Raw genomic sequence first — 19,466 nt, 5'->3', positions numbered from 1 at the left:
GCCTATCTCGCCGGTCGGCCTGGGCGCCCGGGTCCCCAACCCGGCCTCCCACCTGGGCTGACGCCCGCCGAGGGGGTGGTCGCCGACCCGGCCGGGTCGGCGACCACGGGAAACCGGAGCTCGGTACTGGGGCCCGCGGCGGGGTACGGTCCTTCGAAAACTGGCCCGCAGGTGTTGTCACACTGCGGTTGAGCAAGCAAGCATCGGCATCGGAGCGGTCGGCGAGGACCGCCGATGACGATCATGGTCGGGAGGGCATCCTGAGTCGGCGAGATCACCCGAATCCCTCGGCTCCACCGGTGCAGAAGCTGCGGCTGCGCTACGCCAAGCGGGGGCGGCTGCGGTTCACCTCGCACCGGGACGTGGCGCGCACCTTCGAGCGCGCGCTGCGGCGGGCCGGGGTACCGATGGCGTATTCCCAGGGCTTCAGCCCGCACCCGAAGGTGTCCTGGGCGGGCGCGGTGCCCACCGGGGTGTCCAGCGTGGCCGAGTACGTGGAGCTGCAGCTCGTGGAGCCGGTGGAACCGGCCGCGCTGCGCGCCGAGCTCAACTCCGCGCTGCCCGACGGCATCGACGTGCTCGATGCCGTGGTGGCCCAACCTGGGGCGCTGGCGGACCGGCTGGAGGTGAGCCGGTGGCGGATCGACCTGCCCGGCACGGACGTCGCCGAGCTGCGCGACGCCGTGGCGGCGCTGATGGCCGCCGAGAGCGTGCTCGTGGAGCGGATGACCAAGGACGGTCGCCGCACCATCGACGCGCGCGCGGCGCTGCTCAGCGCCGAGGTCCAGGAGTCACACCAGGCGGTTGCGCAGCGTGATCAAAATTCTGCTGCGACCGCCCAAGTGGACGATTGGCCGAAGGCATCGGAACCGTATGGGATACTTGTAACGGTCGTGCGGCAGACAACACCCGTCGTACGACCCGACGACGTACTGAGCGCCCTGCGTGTCGTCGCCGGTCTGGCACCGTCGGCCGCCGCGAGCGCGACCCGGCTGGAACAGGGTCGGCTCGACGACGGGGGAGGCATCGCCGACCCGTTGGCCCAGGACTCAGGCGCCGAGCGGAGTCCGGCGGGGGAGCCCACGGCCGGGTGACGGACGGCGCGGACGTCGTCGACCCGCCGTGTGACTTCCCGGCCTGAAGGTTCGGGGCGGAGGGACACCAGAATTGCCGCCGCCCGCGGGCGGCGGAGACCGAAGAACGCACATGCCTCTGTGCGGCCGCGTCCACCCGGACGCGCCCGGGGGCGGAGGAGCTGGATGTTGAACACGGATACGCCCGCTGGAAGCGCCAGCGGGCAATCGCCCACACCTACCGGAGCAGAGCAGGGCACCATCGAGCTGCCCGCCAAGCTCCGCGTGCACGCGCTGGCCAAGCTGCTGGGGTCCAGCAGCCGGGAGATCATCAACACGCTGGAGTCGATCGGCGAATCGGTTCGCAGCGCCCAGTCGAACATCACCCGGGAGGTGGCGCTGCAGGTCGTGCAGGCCATGAACCCGGAGCTGGTGGACGAGTCGGAGACCCCGGCGGAACCCGCGCAGCCCGAGGCGGAGCAGTCCGCCCCGGAGCAGGCCGAGCAGCCCGCTGCGGAGGAGTCAGCCGCCGAGGAGCCTGCTGCCGAGTCGGCGCCCGCAGTGCCCGCCGCGCAGTTCGCGGCGGCCGCGGACGAACCCGTCCCGAGCAGCGCGCGGACCGGGTTGACCCCGGTCTTCGCCGCACCGGAAGCGATGTTCCTGGCCCCGTCGCCGCAGGAGTCGCGGCCCGAGCCGAAGGCCGAGTCGAAAGCTGAGTCGAAGGCCGAGCCGGAGCCCGCCCCGGCGGAGCAGCCCGCCGAGGCCGAGACCAAGGCCGAAGCCCCGGCCGAGTCCGCCGAGGGTGACGAGGACTCCGAGGGCTCCGGTCGCCGCCGCCGGCGGCGCGGTCGCCGGGGCCGCGGTCGCGGCCGTGGCGCCGACGCCGAGACCGGTGAGGGCGAGTCGGACAGCACCGAGGAGACCTCCGCCGAGGCCGCCGAGCAGCCCGCGGAGGAGGAGTCCGCCGAGGAGCAGCCCGCCGCCGAGTCCGAGGGCGCCGGGGAGACGAGCCGTCGCCGTCGCCGTCGGCGCCGCCGCAAGGGCACCTCCGAGGACGAGACCGGTAACCGCGAGGACGACCCGCCGAACACCGTCGTGCACGTCCGCGAGCCGGCCCCCGAGCAGCCCCGCCAGGACAGCAGCGACGACGAGGTCCGCGCGGTCAAGGGCTCGACCCGCCTGGAGGCCAAGCGGCAGCGCCGCCGGGACGGCCGCGAGGCCGGTCGCCGCCGCGCCCCGGTGCTCTCCGAGGCCGAGTTCCTGGCCCGCCGCGAGTCGGTCGACCGCAAGATGGTGGTCCGGCAGAACGGCGACCAGACGCAGATCGCGGTGCTCGAGGACAACGTCCTGGTCGAGAACTTCGTGACCTCCTCGGGCTCCGGCTCGCTGGTCGGCAACGTCTACCTGGGCCGCGTGCAGAACGTGCTGCCCAGCATGGAAGCCGCCTTCGTCGACATCGGCCGCGGCCGCAACGCGGTGCTCTACGCCGGTGAGGTCGACTGGGACGCCGCTGGCCTGGCGGGCAAGGCGCGCCGCATCGAGCAGGCGCTGCAGACCGGGGACAGCGTCCTGGTGCAGGTCACCAAGGACCCGGTCGGCCACAAGGGCGCGCGGCTGACCACTCAGATCAGCCTGCCGGGCCGCTTCCTGGTGTACGTGCCGGGCGGCGGCGCCACCGGCATCAGCCGCAAGCTGCCGGACAACGAGCGCAAGCGCCTCAAGGAGATCCTGAAGCGGATCGTCCCGGACAACGCCGGGGTGATCATCCGCACCGCGTCCGAGGGCACCAGCGAGGAAGCGCTGGACCGCGACGTGCGGCGGCTGCAGGCGCAGTGGGAGGTCATCAAGGAGAAGGCCGAGGTTCCCGGTGCGCAGGCCCCGCAGCTGCTCTACGAGGAGCCGGACCTGCTGATCAAGGTCGTCCGCGACCTGTTCACCGAGGACTTCTCGCAGATGACGGTCCAGGGCCCCGACGCCTGGGACACCATCGAGGCCTACGTCCAGCACGTGGCGCCCGACCTGGCGCAGCGGCTGGTCAAGCACGTCGGCAAGAACGACGTGTTCACCGAGCAGCGGATCAACGAGCAGATCGCCAAGGCCCTGGACCGCAAGGTCTGGCTGCCCTCCGGCGGCTACCTGGTGATCGACCGCACCGAGGCCATGACGGTCATCGACGTCAACACCGGCAAGTTCACCGGCTCGGGCGGCAACCTCGAGGAGACCGTCACCCGCAACAACCTGGAAGCGGCCGAGGAGATCGTCCGCCAGCTCCGGCTGCGCGACATCGGCGGCATCATCGTCATCGACTTCATCGACATGGTGCTGGAGTCCAACCGCGACCTGGTGCTGCGCCGCCTCACCGAGTGCCTGGGCCGGGACCGCACCCGGCACCAGGTCGCCGAGGTGACCTCGCTGGGACTGGTGCAGATGACCCGCAAGCGGGTCGGCACCGGCCTGCTCGAGGCCTACAGCAGCACCTGCGAGCACTGCCGAGGCCGCGGCCTGCTCGTCTCCACCGAGCCGACCCACCACGCGAACGGCGGCCACGGCGGCGGTGGCGGGAACGGCAACAACGGCTCCCGCCGCAACCGCAACCGCGGCAAGCAGCAGGACGCCGAGCAGCCGGAGGCGAAGTCGACGGAGTCGGCGAAGACCGAGTCGGCGAAGGCGGAGACCGCCAAGGCCGAGGTGGCGAAGGTCGCGGAAGCGACGAAGTCTGCGGAGCCGAAGTCTGCGGAGCCGAAGGCGGAGCCGGTGAAGGCCGCGGAGGCGAAGGCCGAAGCGCCGAAGGCTGAGGTCCCGAAGGCGGAGAAGCCGAAGGTCGAGGCCCCGAAGGCCGAGGTAAAGCCGGAGCCGAAGGCGGAGGCGCCGAAGGCTGAGCCTGCGAAGCCGGAGCCCGCGAAGGCGGAGCCGGTCGAGCGGCCGGAGGCCGCGGCGGCGGAGCCGAGCGCCAACGGGCGGCGCCGGAAGGCGACGCGGGCCGCGGGGAGCGCTGGCGCTTCGGTGGCGCCGATGGTGATCAGCAAGCCCGCCGAGCCGGTGCAGTCGACCGACAACGGCGTGGCCGACGTGGCTCCGGCCGCGCCGGTTCGCCGGGCGCGGCGCCGGGCCGCGTCGCGGCCCGCTGGTCCGCCCGTCGAGGGCTGAGCTGACGTAGCAGCTGGGATGGCCGATCCGTTCTCGAACGGGTCGGCCATCCCGCTTTTCCAGGCCTTGGTCGCGCGCGGCGGGGAGCACGCGTGCTGGTTTGCTCAACCGTGCTAGGTTTTGCTCATGCGAGCAAACTCTGGCTCGGATGAGCAGGGGAGGTCGTTCACCGAGCGGGGGCGGCGGGCGCAGATCGTCGCCGCGACCGTCGAGGCGATCGTCGACCTCGGTTACCCGAAGGCCTCCTTCGGGCAGATCGCCCAGCGCGCCGGGCTGAGCAGCACGGGCATGATCTCCTACCACTTCGAGAACAAGGCCGAGCTCATGCGGCAGGTCGCCGTCAGCGTCTACGGGACGGCCGAGGAGCTGGTGGGGACCCGCGTCGTGGCGGCGGACACGGCGCGCGGGCAGCTCCGGGCGTTCATCGAGGCCAGCGTGGACTTCTACCGCACGCACCACCGCGAGCTCCGGGCGCTCACCGAGATTCTCATCAACCACCGCGACGACCAGCCCGTGATGCCGCTGCACCAGCGCGACATCGGAGCCCTCGAGGAGCTGTTCCGCGCAGGTCAGCGGACGGGCGAGTTCCGCGACTTCGACCCGCACGTCATGGCGGTGGCGGTGCGCCACGCGCTCGACGGCGTCGCGATGCGGCTCGGCACGGAGATCGAGACCGACGCCGACAGCTACGCCCGCGAGCTGGTCACCACCTTCGACCTCGCCACCCAGGCCCGCCAGGAGGAGTCATGAGCAACGCCGCCAACGACACCGCGGAGCTGGACTCCGGGTGGGTGTGCGGCCTGGTCTTCGACGACCACCGGCTCTTCCAGGGCATCCCCTACGCCGCGCCGCCGGTCGGTCAGCTGCGCTGGCGCGCGCCGCAGCCCGTCGAGCCCTGGGCCGGGGTGCGGGACGCGACCCAGCCGGGCAGCCCGAGCCCGCAGCTCCCGCAGCCCTACTCCGGCGCGGGCAGCGTGGTCGAGGACTGCCTGTTCCTCAACGTCACCTCGCCGCGGACCGCGGGTGCCAAGCCGGTCATGGTGTGGCTGCACGGTGGTGGTGGGACCAACGGCGAGGGAGCGATGTACGGGGCGCGCCGACTGGCGGTCGCCGAGGACGTCGTGGTGGTGACCGCCAACTACCGGCTGGGCATCTTCGGCAACTTCGGCTACCCGGGACTGTCGGGCGGCTCGTTCGGGATCGCCGACCAGCAGGCGGTGCTGCGCTGGGTGCAGCGCAACATCGCCGGGTTCGGTGGCGACCCGGGCAACGTGACCCTGTTCGGCGAGTCCTACGGCGGGCTCAGCGTCAGCGCGCACCTGGTGGCCCCCGGCTCCGCGGACCTGTTCCACCGGGCGATCGTGCAGAGCGGATTCCCGCTCATGCGGCCTCCGGCGAACCTCTTCGTGCCCGGGTCCCCGGCGATGCCGTCCATGTGGCTGCCCGTGGCGGAGCTCGAGGGGATGGCCGAGCACCTGGTCGGTCAACTGGGCTGGGTGCGCCCAGGCGGCGGGGACCCGGTCGACCAGCTGCGCGCCCTCCCGGTGGAGCAGCTGCTGCAGTTCACCTCGGCGTTCGCCCCGCCCGTGTTCGGCAACGAGGTGCTGCCGGAGTCGCCGGTGCAGGCCTTGTCGGCCGGTCGCTTCCACCGCGTCCCGGTGCTGGCGGGAAACGCCCGGGACGAGGCCAGGTTCTTCGTCGGACTGCTCTTCGACGGCGCGGGTCAGCCGGTCACCGAGGACGGCTACGGCAAGCTGCTGGTGGAGAGCTTCGACGCGCGGGCGGAGGAGGTCGCGCGCGTACCCGCTGGAGGACCACGCGACGTCGAGCCTGGCGTGGTCGACCGTGCTCGACGACGCGGCCTGGGCGCGTTCGCTCTGGGACCTCGCGCAGGTGCTCAACGCCAACACCCCCACCTACGTCTACGAGTTCGCGGACCGCGGTGCTCCCCCGGTCGCACCGTTCCCGGAGGACTTCCAGCCCGGGGCGCACCACGCCGCCGTGCTGCCGTACCTGTTCGACATCGGCGCGCCCGCGCCGCTGACCCCAGCGCAGTGGCAGCTGGCGGCGACGATGCACCGGTACTGGGCCAACTTCGCGCGCAGCGGCGACCCGAACGGCCCCGAGCTGGCCGCCTGGCCCCGCTTCACGGCGACCGACCCGCACGTCCAGTCGCTGCACCCGGCGCGGATCGGGCGCACCGACTTCGCCGCCGAGCACCGGCTGGACTTCTGGACCAGCTGACGCCGGAACGCCAGGGGCCCCTCCCGACCAGCTGGCCGGGAGGGGCCCCTGGCGTTGATCAGTCCTGCTCGGGCGTGTCGAAGGTGGGGATGTCGGTCCGGTCGTCGGAGCTGGGCACGTCGCCCGGCAGCTGCACCGCCTGGGTCAGCGGCCCCGGGGACCAGGTGCCCCAGTGCGTCTCCGGCCGGATGTCCAGCGCCGCCTCCGCGGGGAGCGCGTCCGCGTCGTAGGGGTGCACGACGTAGAGCGAACCCCAGTCCTGCTGTGGGTCCCCGCGCAGGTAGGTCGGCAGCTCCCGGACGCTGGAGGCCACGTTGAGCCAGCCGAACGGCCCGCCCGCGTCCGGCGACGACCAGCCCTCGCCGACGTCGCGCACCAGCTCACCGGCCGACACCCGGAAGTGCGGCACCTCGGCGATGCCGTTGTACAGCCCGGAGATCCGCAGGCACGGGTGGACCAGCGCGGCGGGCCACTCCACGAACGCCGGAGCGCCACCGACCAGCTGGGTCATGTTGGTCAGCTTCGGCACGCGCGGTGCGGTCACGGCCAGCCAGCCGTCCGCGCCGAGCGCCTGGTCGACCGCGACTAGCCGCATCTTCGTGGCGCCCTCGGCCTCGGCGCCGAGCGTGTACCGGTGGTCGCGCCAGCCCGGCGGCGGGCCCTGCTCCACGGCGTAGCGGCCGGTGATCTCGAAGCCGCGCTCGGTGTCCCGGCCGAACTCCAGCACCACCGAGTTCGCCCCGGTCTCGGCACCGGCCAGGCCCACCACCACCGGCACCTCACCGCTGAGCGCCTCCGGCGGCAGGTCGTACCAGGGCGTGCGCAGCTCACCGGTGCCGAGCCCGGCCTCGTCGTAGCTGCCCCACGCCGGGGCCTCGTCGTCGCCGAACTGGTGCGGCGGCCGCCAGCTCGGCTCCTCCGGGTCGGTGCCGTTGTCCGGTACGCCGGGCCGGGCGAAGCCGGTCTCCTTCGGCTGCAGGTACTGCTCGGCGGTCTCGCGGCCGACCAGGCGCTTCGGCGGGACCGGCACCGCCTTGTCTCGCACGGGCGCCGCCTGCGACGGCTGCTCGGGCGCCACCGGCAGCACGCCGTCGCGCGGGTCGGTCTCCACGTCGATGTAGTCGGACAGCCCGCAGCTGGACCCGGCCAACTGCTTGACGTTGTCCACCCCGAGGTTGTATGTGCCCTCCTGCTTCTGGATGGCCTTGCCGAAGGCCGCCAGCTCGCCGAGCACCAGCAGGGCGCACAGCACCGACAGCGGCGCGGTGCCCAGCCGCAGCGCGCGGCTGCGCTTCTCCGGGCTGTCCCAGCGCTCGTCGACGACCTTCGGGTTGTTCTCGTCGATGCGCAGGTGCTCGATCAGCGCGATGACGCCCGCGACCGCGGCGAAGACCAGGAACAGCGTGCTGAAGTTGTAGCCCTTGATCGACGGCGGCTTGTCGAACCAGGGGATGCCCCAGCCCGAGACGTACCACCAGGCGTTGGGCCCGGTGGCGGCGAAGGCCAGGATGACCATCAGCCCGGCCACGAACGCTGCCCGGTTGCGCCGCGAGCGCAGCACCGTGGTGCTGGTCGCCAGGGCGGTCAGCGCGGCCAGCGCACCGCCGACCGCGGCGAAGATGCCGAAGTGGTGGGTGTGCTTGGTCGGGGTGAGGGCCAGCACGCCGAAGTACATCGCGGCGATGGCCAGCAGGCGCCGGCTCGGGCCCAGCCCCGCCCCGCGGATGCGGTTGCGGCGCAGCAGCACCACGGCGCAGGTCACCAGGCACAGGATGACCAGCAGCACCGGGAAGCGCCGGGTCAGCGACCCGTCCGGGCTCTGGCTGAACAGCAGGCTGTAGCGGCTGAGCTCCTCGTACCACCGGCCGTTGGGGCCGAAAGTGGTCTTGAGCTCCATCGAGTCCAGCACCGACCGGAAGGTCTGGTCGTAGAAGACCAGGGTCAGGATCACGAACCCGGACGCGGAGATGGGGGCCAGCACCGGCAGCCAGCCGAACTCCTGCGCCCGCTTGCGCACCAGCCGGTACAGCGGCTTGATCGCCGCGATGTAGGGCAGCACGGCGACCAGGCCGTGCGGGTTGACACCGACCGACAGCGCCGCGCCCACCAGGCCCAGCGCGGCGGGCATCAGCCGCCCGGTGGCCACCGCGCGCTCGACAGCGCACAGCGCCAGCAGCGAGAACAGCACCACGACCGGCTCGGCGCGCAGGCCGTTGTTGTAGGGCAGCCAGAAGGCCAGGAAGACCGCGGCGGCGGCCCACCCGGCGGCGTTGGAGCGCCGCACCTGCTGGCCGAGCCGGGGCAGCACCTCGCGGCTGATCAGCAGCCAGGAGACGATGCCCATCAGCAGCGCGGGCAACCGCACCCACGGCGTCGCGGTGGAGACCTGCACCCACAGCGCGTACAGCTCGTAGAACCACCCGAACGGTGACTCGGGGTTGGCGAACCAGCGGTAGTAGTTGCTGACGTACCCGGCGCTCTGCTCCGAGCGCACCATGCTGAGCACGTAGCCGTCGTCGGAGGTCATCGCCCCGACCAACCACCACACGCCCAGCGTGAGGAACACCGCCGTGTCGCGCAGCGTCGGCTTCCACCACCCGGCCGGGGCGAGGCGCGGTGGGCGCCGCCCGGCGCGCACGTCCAGCCGCCGCAGGCACACCACCGAACCGATGAACGCCGCGACGGTCAGCGCCATCACGACCACCTTCAGCACCGTCGGCTCGGTGCTGAACCGGTTGTCCACGCGGGCCTCGAAGGACAGGCCCCGGACGTCGTCGACCGCGTTGTCCAGCGCGGAGTAGATCCCGGTCAGCTGGGGTCGCTGGTCGCCGAGCACGTGCGCCCACTGCTTGCCGCCGACGGTGGCGGTGGTGCCTTCGGCGTCGGCGCGCAGCGCGATGGTGCAGTCACCGGCCGGCAGGTCGGCGGTGCTGACCTGCTGCCCCTTGGAGAACAGCGCGACCTGGCCGTTGTCGACCTGCAGCACCAGGCCGGTCAGCTTGCCGAAGTCAGAGGACGGCGGGTTGGTGCTCAGCAGCATGCCGGGCCCGTCGGTGCGCTCGTCGAGGCTCCGCACGGCGGCGCACGGCACCTCCGCGTCCAGCCACAGCGGTGAGTAGGCGACCAGCGGCGCGGACACCGATCTGGTGCCCTCGGCGGTCGGCCACCGCAGGGTGCCGATGTCGTGGTTGACCGGGAGGAACGGGATCAGGAGCGCGAGCACCGTCCCGACCAGTCCGAGGATTGCGGCAGACAGCCGAAGTCGCTTCGCCGAGTGCACGCGCAGCACCTTACGGGGGTGTGATCGCAGTGCGACGAGTGCACCCCCGGCGGTGAGCGCGCCGTTACCGCCCGGACCCCACGTCGTTACCAGCCGGTAGTTGCTCTTCCGGATCCGTGCTGGTCAGCGCGGTCTGCTCGGCCACGAGGACCTCGACGTCGCGGTCCCGGCCGGTGCGGTGCAGCACCAGCTCGGCGAGCAGCCCGACCGAGATCATCTGCACCGCGAAGATCTCCAGCAGGATGCCCAGCGTCAGCAGCGGCCGGGTGCCGATCGGCTGGTCGGTGAACAACCACACACCGGTCAGGTACAGCAGGATCAGCGTGCCGATCGTCCCGGCCAGCATCCCCAGCCCGCCGAACAGGTGCGCCGGGCGCCGCCCGTACCGGGTCAGCGCGACCACCGTGAGCAGGTCCAGCGCGCCGCGCAGGTAACGCTCCAGGCCGTACTTGGACTTGCCGTGCAGCCGCGGTCGGTGGTGTACGGCCAGCTCGGCGACCCGGTAGCCCAGCTGGTGCGCCAGCGCCGGGATGTAGCGGTGCAGCTCCCCGTACAGCGGCACCCGCCGGTAGACCTCGGTGCGCGCGGCCTTGAGCCCGCAGTTGTGGTCGGAGAGCTTCAGGCCGGTGATCAGCCCGGTGAACCAGTTGAACACCTTCGACGGCAGCCGCTTGCCCAGCGGGTCCTGCCGGTTCGCCTTGTGCCCGCTGACCAGGTCGGCGCCCGCGTCCAGCTCGGCCAGCAGCCGCGGGATCTCGGCCGGGTCGTCCTGCAGGTCGGCGTCCAGCGTGACCAGCAGCTCGCCGCGGACCTCGGCGACCCCGGCGGCCAGCGCGGCGGCCTTGCCGAAGTTGCGGCGCAGCCGGATGCCCCGGATCCGCGGGTCCCGCGCCGCGTGCTCGCCGATCACCTGCCAGCTGCCGTCGGTGCTGCCGTCGTCGACGACCACCAGCTCCCAGGTCCGGTCCTGCGCCGCCATGGCCTGGCTGACCTGGGCGAACAGCTCGGGCAGGTTGTCCTGCTCGTTCTTCGCGGGGGCGAGCAGCGACACCTGGGGTAACGCGGGGTTCGTCATGGCTTGACCTGCGGGCTCTCGGTGAGGGGCCGGATCCACCAGCCGTCGGGGAAGTGGAACGCGACGCGCAGCAGGCCCGGTTGGGCGGGCGCGACCGCTTCGAAGCCGAGCCCGATCTCGATGCCCGGCGTCTGCGCCTCGGCGTCGGAGCGCGGGATGTCGACCACCCCGCCGCCGATCACGGTGCCGCTCTGGTCGAGCACCGCCACGCAGCTGGCGCGCTCGATGCCGGAGATCGCCCAGCCCTTGAGCATCCGCGCCCCGCCCTGGACCTGGTCGGTCTCGACGTTGAGCACCACGTCCCGGCCGTTCGGGCGGGGCTCGCGGAACGCGTCCTGGCTGGGCGTGCGCCAGTTCGCGGTGCTGACCCGGTCGCCGATCTCCAGGCCGTCCGGGCAGCCCAGGGTGAACTCCGGGGAGAACGGGTAGTGGCCCAGCGCCCGCAGGCGCGGCAGCAGCCGGTCCGGCTCCGGGAACCGGTCGATGAAGGCGTCCGGGTGCCCGATGCGGGCGGCGGTGGCCAGCAGGTCCTGGTTCGGCGCGTCGGCCCGGACGCTCTGCGCCATCGGCGCGCCCAGCGCCACGGTGGCCAGCACGGTGCCCGCGACGGTGACGGTGCGCAGCTTCGGCAGCTTGGGCCAGGCCACCACGATGACCAGCAGCGCGATCCACAGCGCGGCCGTCATGCTGTTGTACCGGCTCTGCAGCCCGGCCGTCTCGCCGAACGCGGCGCGCGAACCGGAGATCATCACCGCGCAGCCGACGGCGTAGACCGCCAAGCCCCACCAGGGCGCCGCGCTGCGCCGCTGCTCCGGCGTCTGCTGTGCGTGCGCCACCAGCACCGCCAGCCCGACCACGCCCGCGATCAGCGCGATCGCCGGTTCGGTGCCGGTCCACACCATGCCGAGCATGCTCAGCCCGGCCAGCAGCGCCTGCGCCGGGTCGTCGGTCGGTGAGGCACCCCCGCCGCCCTGCGGGCCGCGCAGCACCAGCCACGACAGCACCACGACGACCCCGACCACCATCGGAGCCGCCGCCCACCGGCGGCGGTCCCCGCGCAACCATGCGATCAGCGCCAAGGCGGGCCACACCGCGAACGAGGTGCCGTAGCTGATCGAGGCCAGCAGGCCGAAGACGATCGCCCACACCCGGTGCCCGCGCTGAGCCGCCAGCAGCGCGGCGAGCACCAGCATCAGGGCGAGAATCCAGGACGCGCCGCTCATCGAGCGGACGTAGTTGTGGATGCCGTGCGGGTTGAACACCAGCGTCGAGGTGGCCGCGACCAGCCCGGCGCGCTGCCAGCGGTTCAGCTCCTTCGGCAGCATCGCCCACACCAGCAGCACGCTGACCACGCCGAAGGCGGTGATCACCAGACCGAGCGGTTGGTTCAGCCCGTTCCCGTACCGCGCGCTGAGCCAGAACAGCAGGCTGGGCAGCACGAACGGGTGCTCGTTGCGGAAGCCCAGCAGCGCCTCCGGGCGCAGCGTGCCGTCGTCGTTGGTGAGGTCCAGCAGCACCCACCAGTAGTCGTAGAAGTGCATCTGCGGGTAGCGCAGCACTTCCCGGAGCATCAGCAGCGGCGGCACGACCGCGGACAGGCCGAGCAGCAGCGGGCCGAACCGGTGCAGCGGACTTGGGCGCGAAGCGGGCCCGGAGGCGGCGTGCTCGTCCCGCTCGGTCCCCGGTGCGATGTCAGTCACGAACGTGTTTCCCCAGATCAAGTAGAACGGCGACCTACCGTAGCAAGCGATCGTGGGGGCCCGGCACCTTCTTTCGGCAGGGGTCGGTTTGACCACGTCGACCGGAGCGCCTTACGCTGTCGCGGCTCGCCCGTCGCTGGGTCCAGCAGCCGTGCGCGCCGCCTGCGGCGGCCCCGGCCGATCGGGACCCGGAAAGCGGTCTGTATGATGGGTGAGAACTTCTCGCCGCCGGACGAGCGGAGAGAGAAAACGCCTGTTTCGAGCGGTGCTCCAGCGCTGCTGGGACGGGAACCCCACCGAGGCGCTGCACCAGCGGCGTGGTAGGAATCCCCGACTCCTGGGTCGGGGTGGACGTCCGCCGCAGACCTGGTGAAAGTAGCGAAACCGAGCAGCAGGAGACTTCCGACTCATGTACGCGATCGTCAAGACCGGCGGCAAGCAGTACAAGGTGGCTGTCGGAGACGTCGTCGAGGTCGAGAAGCTCGAGGGCGAGCTGGGCTCCGAGGTCAGTTTCCCGGCACTTCTGGTCGTCGATGGCACCGATGTCACGACCGACGCCGACGCGCTGGCCAAGGTGTCGGTGACCGGCAAGCTGGTCGAGCAGACCAAGGGCCCCAAGATCCGCATCCACAAGTTCAAGAACAAGACCGGCTACCACAAGCGGCAGGGTCACCGCCAGAAGCTGACCCGCGTCGAGGTCACCGGCATCAACAAGTGAGGACCTGAGTAGTCATGGCACACAAGAAGGGCGCATCCAGCTCTCGGAACGGCCGCGACTCGAACCCCAAGTACCTCGGGGTGAAGCGCTACGGCGGCCAGGTCGTCAAGGCCGGCGAGATCCTGATCCGTCAGCGTGGGACCAAGTTCCACCCGGGTCTGAACGTGGGTCGCGGCAACGACGACACCCTGTTCGCGCTGTCCGCCGGGACCGTCGAGTTCGGGCGTTACCGCGGCCGCAAGGCCGTCAGCGTGAAGCCGGTCGAGGCCTGATCCGGCTCTCGACTGCGAGTTCTTCCCGACGAGGGGCGGGTCCGGCTAGTCCGGCCCGCCCCTCGTTGCTGTTCCCGGACCTGGATCGCGGGAAGACGGGCGGCTCCGCCGTCGTTGAACCAGGTCAGAGCGTGCTACCGCCGAGCCCGGCTCGGCTCGATCTTCCTGGAGGCATTCGTGTCGCGGTTCGTTGACCGCGTGACCATCCACGTCGCGGCTGGCGACGGCGGGCATGGCTGCGCCTCGGTGCACCGGGAGAAGTTCAAGCCGCTGGGCGGGCCGGACGGCGGCAACGGCGGCAGGGGCGGTGACGTGCAGCTCGTCGTCGACCCGGGCGTGCACACCCTGCTGGACTTCCACTACCGGCCCAACGCCAGCGCCGCCAACGGCAAGCCGGGCAGGGGTGGCATGCGCAACGGCGCCCAGGGCGAGGACCTGGTGCTGCCGGTGCCGGACGGGACCGTGGTGATGAGCCCGGACGGGGAGGTGCTGGCCGACCTGGTCGGCGTCGGCACCACCTTCGTCGCCGCGGCCGGTGGGCGCGGTGGCCTGGGCAACGCGGCGCTGGCGTCCAAGGCGCGCAAGGCCCCGGGCTTCGCACTGCTGGGCGAGCCCGGGGAGCAGCTGGAACTGGTGCTGGAGCTCAAGTCGGTCGCCGACGTGGGCCTGCTCGGCTTCCCCTCGGCGGGCAAGTCGTCGCTGATCTCGGTGCTGTCCGCAGCGCGCCCGAAGATCGCCGACTACCCGTTCACCACGCTGGTGCCCAATCTGGGCGTGGTCACCGCGGGCGAGACCGTGTTCACCGTGGCCGACGTGCCCGGGCTCATCCCGGGTGCCAGCGAGGGCCGCGGCCTCGGCCTCGACTTCCTGCGGCACATCGAGCGCTGCGCCGTCCTGGTGCACGTGGTCGACTGCGCCACCCTGGAGCCCGGCCGCGACCCGCTGTCCGATGTGGACGCGCTGGAGCACGAGCTCGCGCAGTACACGCCCGCGCTGAAGGCGGAACAGGGCGGCGTCGACCTGGCTGAGCGCCCGCGCATGGTGGTGCTCAACAAGATGGACGTGCCGGAGGCCCGCGAGCTGGCCGAGCTGGTGCGCGGTGATGTCGAGGCCCGCGGCTGGCCGGTGTTCGAGGTGTCCACCGCCTCCCGCGACGGCCTCCGGGAGCTGAGCTTCGCGATGGCCGCCGAGGTGGAGCGCTACCGGGCGCAGCTGCCGCCGCCGGAGCCGGCGCGCGTGGTGGTCCGGCCGACCGCGGTCGACGACGGCGGGTTCACCGTCGAGCCGGACCCCGAGTTCGAGGACGCGTACGTGGTGCGCGGCGAGAAGCCGGAGCGCTGGGTGCGGCAGACCGACTTCAACAACAGCGAAGCGGTCGGCTTCCTGGCGGACCGGCTGGCCAAGCTGGGCGTGGAGGACGCGCTGGCCAAGCAGGGCGCGGAGCCCGGCAGCCAGGTGACCATCGGGAACATGACCTTCGACTGGGAGCCGTCCACCCCGGCGGGCGTGGCCAGCGTGCTCGGCCGTCGCGGCACCGACCTGCGCATCGAGCACGACGACCGGGTCTCGGCCAGCGAACGCAAGGCCGCGAAGAAGGCGCGCCGCAGCTCGCTGGACGAGTCCGGCCGGTTCCTGGAGGACCAGGACGACGAGTGACGGTCGCGTTCGCATCTCACCGACGCGACCGACGGGGCGCGGACGCCCCGCGAGAACACCGAGGAGGGCGGGTCGGTGAGCGAGGAGCTCTCGGCGACGCGGAAGGCGGTTGCGGCCGCGCAGCGGATCGTGGTGAAGGTCGGTTCCTCGTCGCTCACCACGGCGGAAGGCGGCCTGGACACCGAGCGGTTGGGCGCGCTGGTCGACTCGCTGGCCCGGCGGGTGGCGTCCGGCTGCCAGGTTGTGCTGGTGTCCTCGGGTGCGATCGCGGCGGGGCTCGCACCGCTCGGCCTGCGCCGCAGGCCGCGTGACCTGGCAACCCAGCAGGCGGCGGCGAGCGTCGGCCAGCAGTCCCTCGCGCACGCCTACGCCGAGTCCTTCTCGCGTTACCGGTTGAGGGTCGGCCAGGTTCTGCTCACCGCGGAGGACGTGATGCGCCGCGGTCACTACCGCAACGCCCAGCGCACCCTGCACCGGTTGCTGGGGCTGGGTGCGGTGCCGGTGGTCAACGAGAACGACACGGTGGCCACCACCGAAATCCGCTTCGGTGACAACGACCGGCTCGCCGCCCTCGTCTCGCACCTGGTGGGCGCGGACGCCCTGGTCCTACTGTCCGATGTGGACGCGCTCTACGACGGGGATCCGCGGCGCGGTGGCGCTTCGGTGATCCGCGAGGTCAACGGCGACGCGGACATGGTCGGCGTGCAGGCGGGCAGCACCGGCGCCTCCGGCCTGGGCACCGGCGGCATGGCCTCGAAGGTGGGGGCGGCCCGGGTCGCCTGCTCGTCGGGCATCCCGGTCCTGCTGACCTCGGCCGCGCAGGCCGAGCGCGCGCTGGGCCCGGCGGACGTGGGCACCGCCTTCGCGGCGACGGGCAACCGCCTGTCGGCCCGCCGCTTCTGGCTGGCGCACGCGGCCGACGCCAACGGGCGCCTGTGGCTGGACGACGGCGCGGTCGCGGCGGTGGTCAAGCGCCGCCGCTCCCTGCTGGCCGCGGGCATCACCGCGGTGGAGGGCGCCTTCGACGGCGGTGACGTGGTCGAGCTGATCGACCCGTCCGGCGTGGTGGTGGCCCGCGGCGTGGTCGCCTACGACGCCTCGGAGCTCCCGGACCTCATCGGCCGCTCCAGCCACCAGCTCCCGCCGGAGCAGCGCCGGGAGGTCGTCCACGCCGACGACCTCGTCCCCTTGCGCTGAGCTGCCCCGATGAGTGGGGCCCTGCTGGTCGCCGACGCACCACCCGTCAGCGGAGCTCGGTGGCCCGGGTTTCGGGGAGGGTGCGGATCACCAGGAAGGCGATCGCCGCGCCGACCGCGAGGTACCAGAAGAACAGCGAGGACAGCTCGTAGCGGGCCAGGGCCTGGATGACCAGCGGTGCCGTACCGCCGAAGATCGCGACGGTGAGGTTGTACCAGGCGCCGATGCCCAGGCCGCGCAGCTCGGTCGGGAACAGCTCGGACATGACCGCCGGGGCGATCGAGGTCATCGCGGTGTAGAGCGCGATGCCGACGCAGAAGACCACCAGCAGGTTCCAGAAGCCGGGGCGCACCAGACTGGACAACGGCACGATGAGGATGGCCGTGGCCGCCGACCAGACCAGCAGCTGCGGCTTGCGGCCGAAGCGGTCCGACAGCGCGCCGACCGGGTACTGCAGGGCGATGAACAGCGCGGTCGCGATCGACAGCGCCAGGAACACGTCGGTGGCGTCCGCGCCGCGGTTGTTCACCGCGAACGGCGTCAGCGCGCTGAAGAACGTGTAGTAGCACAGCGTCGAGAGCATGCTGAAGCCCACCAGCTGCCCGACCGCCTTCGGGTGCTTCGTCAGCGTGATCCACAGTGGATTCTTCAGCGCCTTGGCCTTGGCCTGGTTCTCCTCGAACTGCTCGGTCTCCTCGAGGGTGCGGCGCAACCAGATGCCCAGCAGGCCGAGCACGCCGCCGATGATGAACGGGATGCGCCACCCGAAGTCGGTGAGCTGCTGCTCGGTGAGCACGGCGGTCAGCAGGAAGCCCAGCAGTGAGGCGATGAGCAGCGCGGTCCCGGTCGAGATGTAGAAGAACGCCGAGTACCGGCCGCGCTTGGCCGCCGGGGCGATCTCCGCCAGGTAGGCCGAGGCGTTGGACACCTCGCCGCCCAGCGAGAGGCCCTGGCCGACGCGCGCCAGCACCAACAGGACCGCTGCGGCCCACCCGATCGTCTCGGAGGTGGGCAGCAGGCCGATCGCCAGCGACCCACCGGCCATCAGCGAGATGGTCACCAGCATCGCGGTCTTGCGACCGCGCAGGTCGGCGAACCGGCCGAGCAGCCAGCCACCGAGCGGGCGGAAGAAGAACGCCAACGCGAACGTGGCCAGGGTGTTGATCAGCGCGAGCTCGCCGGGGAAGAACGCGTGCGCGAAGTAGACGCTGAACGCGGTGTAGACCGTCCAGTCGTACCACTCCACGGCGTTGCCGATGCTCGCCGCGACCAGGGTGCGCATGGGCAGCCGGGATTCGCCGGTCGTCGCCGTGCCTTGGGACATCGCATCCTCCGGTGTCGTGGCAGGACGCCCGCGTCCTGGAGGCATGTCCATGCGCTCCGGACCTCGAACGGGTGACGACACAGTACGGTCTGCGCCGCCGGTTAGGAAGATCCGGATTCAGCTGGTGGGACGTGCTTGCGCTCGCTCAGCGCGGCACGATCGGGGTCCCGGTCAGCTCGTGCGCGCCCCGGTTGCACTCCGGGCAGGTCGTCCACAGCCACGCCACGTCGGAGTTGTCCACAGTGATCTGCGCGCCGCACAACGTCTCGATCTGCGCGTCGTCCGGGAAGCCGCCCTTCGGGCGTGGTTTCAGCGTGGCGTGCCGCTGACCTTCGCCGGGTTGCCAGCGAAACGGGTGTGGCATGCGCGATCACCGCCTGTTCCAAGTCGACTGGAGGCGACCACCGCGAGTGGGTCGCGTCCTGGCAGCCGGGTTCGGTGGCGAGACGTCGGTGGGGCAGCGGAACCGGTGGGCCGGGCGGCTCGCGCGGTCGGGGCGCTGGTCGCCGCGGCGGGCGGTGTCCACATGTGGTGCTCCTGGTCGTTCGTCGTCGCGCGTACCATTCTGGTGGTACTGAAACGCGGGGCCAATTACCTGAACAGGTAGTAGTTACCGGCGCTGAATTCTGTTTCGCTTGTTGCATGACCCGTACCACCGGCGGTACGCCGAAGGCCCGCGCGCTCGGTGCTGAGCTGCGCGAAGCCAGGGAAGCGGTCGGTCGGAGCCTGCGTGCGCTGGCACACGAGCTCGACACCAACCACGTCAAGCTGATGCGCTACGAGACCGGGCGGTCCGTGCCGTCGCCGGAAGTGGTTGCCGCTTTCGTGACCGCGTTGGGCGTTTCGGCTACTGAACGTGATCGACTCGTCGAGATGGCGCGTGACGCCGACGCGCCGAACTGGCTCACCGCGGACCGGGCGGGGGTCCGGCAGGAGCTCACCGCGTTGATCGAGTTCGAGCGCACCGCCACCCGCATCACCAACGTCGCCACCGGCCTGGTCCCCGGCCTGCTGCAGACCTCCGACTACGCGCGGGCGGTGATGCGCGGCAAGCCGGTCGGGGAGGTGGAGAAGCTGGTGCTCATGCGCCTCGGCCGCCGGGAGGTACTGGCCGCCCGCGACGCGCCGGAGCTGACCGCGATCATCAGCGAGAACGCGCTGCGCGAACCGATCGGCGGGCACGAGGTGATGGCCGAGCAGCTGCACCGGGTGGCGGACCTGGCGGAGTGGCCCAACATCGACGTGCGGGTGCTACCCAGCGGCTGCACCACCTGGCACCCCGGCCACGTCGGCCCGTTCGTGGTGTTCGAGTTCCCCAAAGCCCAGCCGATCGTGCACCTGGAGCACTACCGCTCCTCCGCCTTCCTCTACAACCCCGGACTAGCGCAGGAATACCTGGAAGCGATCACTACCCTGCTCTCGTTCGCGATGGACGACGCCGAGTCGATCGCGTTCATCACGAAGTGTGCGGACGAGATGGAGGCTCTTGCGTGATTACGGCACAACCGGTCGGTTGGCGGAAGTCGAGCAGGTCGGCGCAGGAAACCGACTGCGTGGAGGTCGGCCGCTGCGGTGAGGGCGCGGCGGTCCGGGACTCCAAGCACCGGGCGGGCGGGTACTTCACCGTCTCCGGTGCGCAGTGGCGGTCCTTCGTCGCCGGGATCCGCTCCGGCCGGTTCGACGGCTGATGTCCTGCGGTGCCCCGCGGGGAGGGGGCACCGTGCACCGGCTGGCAACTTTGCGAAGAGTTGCGCCGTTTCGGCCCGATCGGGCGAAGTGC

15 protein-coding genes and 1 pseudogene are annotated in these 19,466 nt (G+C 71.8%); 11 read left to right on the top strand and 5 right to left on the bottom strand.

What is annotated here, in order from left to right; all coding sequences use genetic code 11:
• The first annotated feature begins 299 nt into the window (after window positions 1-299).
• The 5 genes and pseudogenes from ABT324_RS14480 to ABT324_RS14460 all read left to right on the top strand — a co-directional run bounded on the left by ABT324_RS14480 (window position 300) and on the right by ABT324_RS14460 (window position 6,464).
• Window positions 300-1,094: a TIGR03936 family radical SAM-associated protein gene (locus ABT324_RS14480; RefSeq protein ID WP_351176277.1), complete on the top strand. Its 795-nt coding sequence runs from the start codon at window positions 300-302 to the stop codon at window positions 1,092-1,094.
• Between the two features lie 165 nt (window positions 1,095-1,259).
• The gene (locus ABT324_RS14475) at window positions 1,260-4,220 is read left to right on the top strand and encodes a translation initiation factor IF-2 N-terminal domain-containing protein (RefSeq protein WP_351176275.1); all 2,961 of its coding nucleotides are present in this window, start codon (window positions 1,260-1,262) and stop codon (window positions 4,218-4,220) included.
• A gap of 126 nt (window positions 4,221-4,346) precedes the next feature.
• Window positions 4,347-4,970 (top strand): TetR/AcrR family transcriptional regulator, encoded by a 624-nt coding sequence (locus ABT324_RS14470; protein WP_351176273.1) that lies wholly within the window; start codon window positions 4,347-4,349, stop codon window positions 4,968-4,970.
• Window positions 4,967-5,881, top strand: a pseudogene (locus tag ABT324_RS14465) (carboxylesterase family protein); the annotation flags it as partial. The gene ABT324_RS14470 and the pseudogene ABT324_RS14465, both read left to right, overlap by 4 nt.
• A gap of 184 nt (window positions 5,882-6,065) precedes the next feature.
• Window positions 6,066-6,464, top strand: a complete 399-nt coding sequence (locus ABT324_RS14460) for a carboxylesterase family protein (protein ID WP_351176289.1) — start codon at window positions 6,066-6,068, stop codon at window positions 6,462-6,464.
• A gap of 58 nt (window positions 6,465-6,522) precedes the next feature.
• On the opposite strand, the gene ABT324_RS14455 is transcribed toward ABT324_RS14460, so the two are convergent.
• The 3 genes from ABT324_RS14455 to ABT324_RS14445 all read right to left on the bottom strand — a co-directional run bounded on the left by ABT324_RS14455 (window position 6,523) and on the right by ABT324_RS14445 (window position 12,519).
• Window positions 6,523-9,744, bottom strand: a complete 3,222-nt coding sequence (locus tag ABT324_RS14455) for an arabinosyltransferase domain-containing protein (protein ID WP_351176271.1) — start codon at window positions 9,742-9,744, stop codon at window positions 6,523-6,525.
• A gap of 64 nt (window positions 9,745-9,808) precedes the next feature.
• The gene (locus ABT324_RS14450; RefSeq protein ID WP_351176269.1) at window positions 9,809-10,819 is read right to left on the bottom strand and encodes a glycosyltransferase family 2 protein; all 1,011 of its coding nucleotides are present in this window, start codon (window positions 10,817-10,819) and stop codon (window positions 9,809-9,811) included.
• A complete protein-coding gene (locus ABT324_RS14445; RefSeq protein ID WP_351176267.1) occupies window positions 10,816-12,519 on the bottom strand; it encodes a hypothetical protein in 1,704 nt (567 codons plus the stop codon). Before ABT324_RS14445 ends, ABT324_RS14450 begins: the two co-directional genes overlap by 4 nt.
• 409 nt (window positions 12,520-12,928) lie before the next feature.
• Between ABT324_RS14445 and rplU the strand changes: the two genes are divergently transcribed.
• From rplU to proB, 4 genes are all read left to right on the top strand, one after another.
• Window positions 12,929-13,237: a 50S ribosomal protein L21 gene (gene rplU / locus ABT324_RS14440; protein ID WP_093152314.1), complete on the top strand. Its 309-nt coding sequence runs from the start codon at window positions 12,929-12,931 to the stop codon at window positions 13,235-13,237.
• 14 nt (window positions 13,238-13,251) lie between these two features.
• Entirely contained in the window at window positions 13,252-13,509 is a 258-nt protein-coding gene (rpmA, locus tag ABT324_RS14435; protein WP_351176265.1) for a 50S ribosomal protein L27, read from the top strand.
• A gap of 165 nt (window positions 13,510-13,674) precedes the next feature.
• Entirely contained in the window at window positions 13,675-15,165 is a 1,491-nt protein-coding gene (gene obgE, locus ABT324_RS14430) for a GTPase ObgE (protein WP_351176287.1), read from the top strand.
• Between the two features lie 75 nt (window positions 15,166-15,240).
• On the top strand, window positions 15,241-16,362 hold the full coding sequence (gene proB, locus ABT324_RS14425; RefSeq protein WP_351176263.1) for a glutamate 5-kinase: 1,122 nt from the start codon (window positions 15,241-15,243) through the stop codon (window positions 16,360-16,362).
• Window positions 16,363-16,408: 46 nt separating this feature from the next.
• On the opposite strand, the gene ABT324_RS14420 is transcribed toward proB, so the two are convergent.
• Both ABT324_RS14420 and ABT324_RS14415 read right to left on the bottom strand, forming a co-directional pair.
• Window positions 16,409-17,686 carry an MFS transporter gene (locus ABT324_RS14420; protein WP_351176261.1) on the bottom strand — a complete coding sequence of 426 codons (1,278 nt, stop codon included), beginning with the start codon at window positions 17,684-17,686 and terminating at the stop codon, window positions 16,409-16,411.
• 145 nt (window positions 17,687-17,831) lie between these two features.
• Window positions 17,832-18,050, bottom strand: a complete 219-nt coding sequence (locus tag ABT324_RS14415; RefSeq protein WP_351176259.1) for an HC3 family zinc finger protein — start codon at window positions 18,048-18,050, stop codon at window positions 17,832-17,834.
• Window positions 18,051-18,328: 278 nt separating this feature from the next.
• On the opposite strand from ABT324_RS14415, the gene ABT324_RS14410 reads away from it, so the two are divergent.
• Together ABT324_RS14410 and ABT324_RS14405 are read left to right on the top strand one after the other, a co-directional pair.
• Complete coding sequence (locus ABT324_RS14410) at window positions 18,329-19,180, top strand: helix-turn-helix domain-containing protein (RefSeq protein ID WP_351176257.1); 852 nt, start codon at window positions 18,329-18,331, stop codon at window positions 19,178-19,180.
• Window positions 19,177-19,374, top strand: coding sequence for a DUF397 domain-containing protein (locus ABT324_RS14405; protein WP_502949739.1), 198 nt, complete (start codon window positions 19,177-19,179; stop codon window positions 19,372-19,374). The genes ABT324_RS14410 and ABT324_RS14405 overlap by 4 nt, the downstream gene beginning before the upstream one ends.
• Window positions 19,375-19,466 lie beyond the last annotated feature (92 nt).

Source organism: Saccharopolyspora sp. NPDC000359 (genome assembly GCF_040300525.1).
In the GTDB taxonomy this organism is placed as follows: domain Bacteria; phylum Actinomycetota; class Actinomycetes; order Mycobacteriales; family Pseudonocardiaceae; genus Saccharopolyspora.
The sequence above is the reverse complement of the archived record's forward strand: the minus strand, read 5'-3'. Positions and strand labels throughout refer to the sequence as shown.